The organism is Halobacillus sp. BAB-2008, assembly GCF_000328325.1.
Taxonomy (GTDB): Bacteria; Bacillota; Bacilli; order Bacillales; family Halobacillaceae; genus Halobacillus.
Genome location: NZ_ANPF01000019.1, coordinates 1 through 4,983, shown reverse-complemented (window position 1 = coordinate 4,983; position 4,983 = coordinate 1). Strand labels below are relative to the sequence as shown.

Here is a 4,983-nt window from a genome sequence, read left to right as displayed (position 1 = left end):
ATTTGAGGGATAGGGGTTATGTATAGTAATTAAACTCCATAACTATAATGAAAGTAGATTCATAGTTTTTGGAGAGTGATAAAGATGTTTTTATCAGAAGCGTGGGCGAAGTATTACTTAGATAAAAAATAGAGGGATATTCATTATATACATTGAATGCATATTCCTGGCAGTTCAAATTGCTGATCAAACATTTTGGAGACGTTAATACAGATGAGTTTGTGGTAGATCAATTAAAGAATTACTTAATTGAAGTAGGGGAGAATTTAAAACCTTCTAGTATTTTCTTCGATCTTTTTTTAAGTGGCTTCACGAAGAAGGCTTCATTAGTTATAATCCAGCCATTAAATTGAAAGAACCAAAAGTGGGTAAAAGAATTCCTAAGTTCCTTACGGAAATGGAAATTGAACAACTTAGAGACTCATGTATAACGCCTATGGAAAAAGCAATGTTCGAATTCTTTTATTCAACTGGTTGCCGTATTGGGGAGGTAGTTATACTGAATAGAGCAGATATTAATACTTCTGGAAGGTCGGTGATTGTAAAGGGAAAAGGTAATAAAGAAAGAGAAGTGTACTTTAATGTCCGTTGTTCACTTTGGCTGGAGAAATATTTAGAAGGGCGTACAGATTGCGATGAATGTTTATTTGTAACTGAGAGAAGACCTAAGAAGCGAATGGGTATAGAAAATGTGCGGCATATTATTAAACGTATATCCATTCGCGCAAATATCAATAAAGAAATACATCCTCACCAGTTAAGACATAGTTATGCCACACATATGCTTAATAATGGAGCTCCAATTGAAGTCATCCAAAGTTTGCTAGGACATGAAAAAAGCGAAACGACAAAAATATATGCTCAATTAAGTGGGAAATTAAGACAGGATTTCTATAGTAAATATTTTTAGGAGGCGCGCCTATTATTAGGGCTCGCCTCCTCTATATTTGAAGAAAAACTTGTGGAAAATAAGATCATTTGAAATAATTGGAATTAATTATCTGCAAAAATATCTCGATACTGAGTCTTTCGCTATAGGGCAGGTTAGTTGAAGACTCAGTTTCGAGATATTCATTTTATTAACTAAAGAATCTGATGGTCACAATGTCAAATTAAAGTGAACAAACTTTGCACTCGGTATTAGAGTGTTTTTCTATTTGTCTATATATAACTTGAAAGTTATATAACTGATTGATAATATAAAGGTGAGTTTACTTTTTTGGAGGTTGTTGGAATGTGAATGCTGTACAAAATAATCATGAAAAAACCAGTTTGTTTGAAGTAATAGCAGAATCTAACCGTAGAAAAATTATTGACTATCTAAGAATAAGTCCAAGAACTGTTACTGAAATTGTTGAATTTACAAAATTAAGCCAACCGGGTGTATCCAAACATTTAAAAATCTTACGAGAAGCAGGGCTAGTCACAATTACTAAAGATTCTCAAAGTCGGATTTATCACCTACATGGACAGCCTTTAAAAGAGATTGATAACTGGCTTGAACCTTACAGGAGATATTGGGAAGAGAGGCTGGATGCACTTGAGGAATTATTGGATGAGGAGGAATAAAAAATGTTAGCAGTAATTGAAAAAGTTGAAGGTGGCCATATAGCTCGTTATAATCGTTCGCTCAACCATTCTGTTGAAAAAGTCTGGGCTGCTATTACCCAAAATGATAAGTTAGGAAAGTGGATGCCTAATCTTCAAGTAGTAGATCTTAAGCAAGGCGGTACCATTAAATTCAATATGAATGATGGAACAGGAAATTCTTTTGACATTAAGATTAGAGACTTTAAAAAAAATGAGGTTTTGGAATATGAATGGGGCGACGACGGTTGGGTTCGCTTTGAGCTTTATCCTAAAGCGGGTGGCTGTTTATTAGTGTTAAAAGAATTTATTAGTACTATCAATGACCATACCTCTAAAGACTTGGCCGGATGGCACGTGTGTCTAGATGTTCTAATTGATTTATTGAATGGACGTTATCACGAAAAATTCCCGAAAGAGAACTGGAAGAAGTGGCATCAAAAATATATCGTTTCCATTGAAGAGTTAAATCATTAGATTACTTATCATTACATTACTGTTATTCAGAGAGCCTAATGACCAAAAACCAGCACATACTACATTTGTAATGTAACTGGGAGTGGACACAGCCTATCGAATTCTTACTCAAAGGAATTGCTGAGAACATACTAACAAGTAAATGTGCAAATTAATTTATAAAATATCTAATGAAAAGGTGGTAAAGAGAATGATAAAAAGTGAAATTCTGAATATTGCAGATGGAAAATGGTTGGCTTTGTTCACAAATACTCACGGATATACAGCGGAGCAGGTGTGGGAAGTATTAACAGATGAAGAGTATGTTAAGAAGTGGCATCCTGAACTTCGAACGCACGAATTACACGATGGTGGCAACTTAATTTTTGATTTCGGAAATGGAAAAATTCATAAATTACCTATTCGAGAATTTAAAGAAGGAAAAGTTTACGGGTTTGACTGGTATGGAAGTTACATTCGATTCGAAATTAAAGAGGGCGGACAGTTGCTAATGACATTTAAGGTCAATGAAGTAGATGAGCAATCACTTCAAGACCTTACAGGATGGACCATGATTAACGAGGCAATTGATGCTACATTACATGGAGAAAATTTCACGGTTGATAAAGAAAAAGCAGGAAAAATACGTAAAGAATATGAGCGTGAAATGAAATTATAGGTATGAAAAGACACTTTTCTTTAACTATTGGTTGCTAAATTTAAGATTTTTTTCGAAAATATCTCGAAATTGAATCTTCCAGAATAGGGGGCGATGGTTCCATAAGAACAATCGCATTTTTGCTAAGAAGCAGGTTAGTGGAAGATTCAGTTTCAAGATAAAGGGGGGTGACTTCTTGAGAGTCAGGTGTAAAGGAAGCCACTCGTTATCTTGCGGAGATGACAGCAAACGCACTTATACTGGCAACCTCTCAGAAAATAAAAAGACGGCCACTTTCACTTAATATTTTGGTGAAAACAAGCGAAAATCTATTTAAAAGCAGTTATCTATATAAACCAAGTATGGCTTTTGCTCTATCTTTAACTTTATCAATAAAATTCAGTGGGGAAAGAACTTTCACTTGATTACCAAAACCTACAATGAAATTTACGGCTTCCTCTTCAGTATTGAAAGTCAATTCTAGTTCTGTCCAGTAATGATCTCTAACTTTTTCAGCACCTGCTTGAACAAAACGCCCCGTAAACTTAATTCGTTCAAGTGCAAAAGAAGAAACTGCCACCTTCACATGAAACTCAGGTAGACTTTGCACGAATTGCTTTTTGGCTTCCTCCCAATGTTCAAAGAGTTTAAAATCACAAGGCCTGTTAAATTGTTCATCCATTAAGTCACATTCAGTAATACGAGTAATTTTATAGTTGCGAAACTCATCATGGCTATTCATTGATACCACATACCAATTGCTTGATTTGGCAACTAGCCCCAGTGGTTTGATTACATATTCTTTTGTTTCCAAGTTTGCTTTTTGGTAAAAAATTTTCACTTTTTTATTATTCATAACAGCTTCTTTCATTACTTTCATGGCGGGGTTTATTTCAATTTTAGTATTCCTCCATGTGCCCATATCCACGTGGACCCTTTCCCAAAGTTTTTCCGCACTTTGCTTAATTTCTTCTGGTAAGGATAACAGTAATTTTTCAGTTGTATCCTTTGAGGAAGGACCTATACCCAGATCATTAATAATTTTTTCAGCATGAGGCAAAAATAGTGTCAGCATTTCTTTTTCCTTTAACCAACTTAATTTTTGTTTCCAGTTATCGACAAGCCGCCATCCTCCTGCTTGTCCTCTTTCAGAATAAATAGGAATACCAGCAGCACTTAATGCTTCCATATCCCTATAGATAGTCCTTTCGGATACCTCAAGTTCTTTTGATATTTCCCTTGCAGATACGATTTTTCCATGTTGTAAGAGTAGTAAAATCTTAATTAACCTTTCAGCTCTCATAGGCTATTCTCCTTAATCTTTTCAATCATGACAGTACGTGTCATATATCTAATTTAATATATAGATACATGAAAAGAAAGGAAGGGATGGACGAAGATTATAGTAAATCATACAGGTATGGTGATTGGTTACTTTATTCATATATGTAATGAAAGCATAAAGAAAATTAAAAACTTATGAAGGGATGAAGAATTATGTTGAAGAACGGAAGACAAAGAAGAGTACTTTTGGATTTAGCAGTCACTTTAGATGGCTTTGTGGAAGGAGAAAATGGTGAAGTAGATTGGTGCATAATGGATCCTGAGATGGGATTTACAAATTTCCTGAATAGTATAGACACAATCTTATATGGTAGAAAAAGCTATGATTTGTGGGGGGAGTACCATGCGGGAGAAGACTCTGACGAAGAAAAAGAAATGTGGGAGCTAATCCATAGTAAAGAAAAGTATGTCTTTTCTAAAACACAAAAAGCACCTTATAATAATGCAACATATATAAACGATAATATCCTTGAAGAAGTGAATAAATTAAAGAATATGCCAGGAAAAGATATCTGGCTATATGGAGGCGCAAGTCTCATTAAATCTTTTGTGAAATTGGGTCTTGTTGATGAATTTAGATTATCTGTTCATCCTGTAGTTTTGGGTAAAGGGAGACCTTTATTTGATGATTTAAAGGAAAGAGTGAACTTAAAATTGGTTAATTCGAGGACATTTTCATCTGGAGTTGTACAATTGATTTACGCTATTGATAAAGAATAAATATATTAATGTGTTTTGTATCTAAATAAATTTTCACTCAATATACTTCTATTTTTTCTATATTACCAATGAATATAGATTTTAGGGGAGATTATCTTGAAATCAAGTCTTCAAGTAACGGGGGCGATTGTTCAATAAGAGCAATCGCTTCCTTACAAGCATTACGTATAAAAAATTATACGCAAATATAAAATAAAGATGTTTTGTATATTTTTTTA

General features: G+C 34.1%; 5 protein-coding genes and 1 pseudogene. 5 read left to right on the top strand and 1 reads right to left on the bottom strand.

The window, feature by feature from the left end:
- Positions 1 to 84: 84 nt before the first annotated feature.
- From D479_RS05385 to D479_RS05370, 4 genes and pseudogenes are all read left to right on the top strand, one after another.
- Positions 85 to 910, top strand: a pseudogene (locus tag D479_RS05385) (tyrosine-type recombinase/integrase).
- A gap of 326 nt (positions 911 to 1,236) precedes the next feature.
- On the top strand, positions 1,237 to 1,569 hold the full coding sequence (locus tag D479_RS05380) for a metalloregulator ArsR/SmtB family transcription factor (RefSeq protein WP_008634513.1): 333 nt from the start codon (positions 1,237 to 1,239) through the stop codon (positions 1,567 to 1,569).
- A gap of 3 nt (positions 1,570 to 1,572) precedes the next feature.
- Positions 1,573 to 2,064: an SRPBCC family protein gene (locus tag D479_RS05375; RefSeq protein ID WP_008634511.1), complete on the top strand. Its 492-nt coding sequence runs from the start codon at positions 1,573 to 1,575 to the stop codon at positions 2,062 to 2,064.
- 190 nt (positions 2,065 to 2,254) lie between these two features.
- Complete coding sequence (locus tag D479_RS05370) at positions 2,255 to 2,722, top strand: SRPBCC domain-containing protein (RefSeq protein ID WP_008634509.1); 468 nt, start codon at positions 2,255 to 2,257, stop codon at positions 2,720 to 2,722.
- Between the two features lie 322 nt (positions 2,723 to 3,044).
- Here the strand turns inward: D479_RS05370 and D479_RS05365 are convergent, their stop codons facing one another.
- Positions 3,045 to 4,004 carry a YafY family protein gene (locus tag D479_RS05365; RefSeq protein WP_008634507.1) on the bottom strand — a complete coding sequence of 320 codons (960 nt, stop codon included), beginning with the start codon at positions 4,002 to 4,004 and terminating at the stop codon, positions 3,045 to 3,047.
- Positions 4,005 to 4,198: 194 nt separating this feature from the next.
- Between D479_RS05365 and D479_RS05360 the strand changes: the two genes are divergently transcribed.
- Positions 4,199 to 4,765, top strand: a complete 567-nt coding sequence (locus D479_RS05360) for a dihydrofolate reductase family protein (protein ID WP_008634506.1) — start codon at positions 4,199 to 4,201, stop codon at positions 4,763 to 4,765.
- Positions 4,766 to 4,983: the final 218 nt, after the last annotated feature.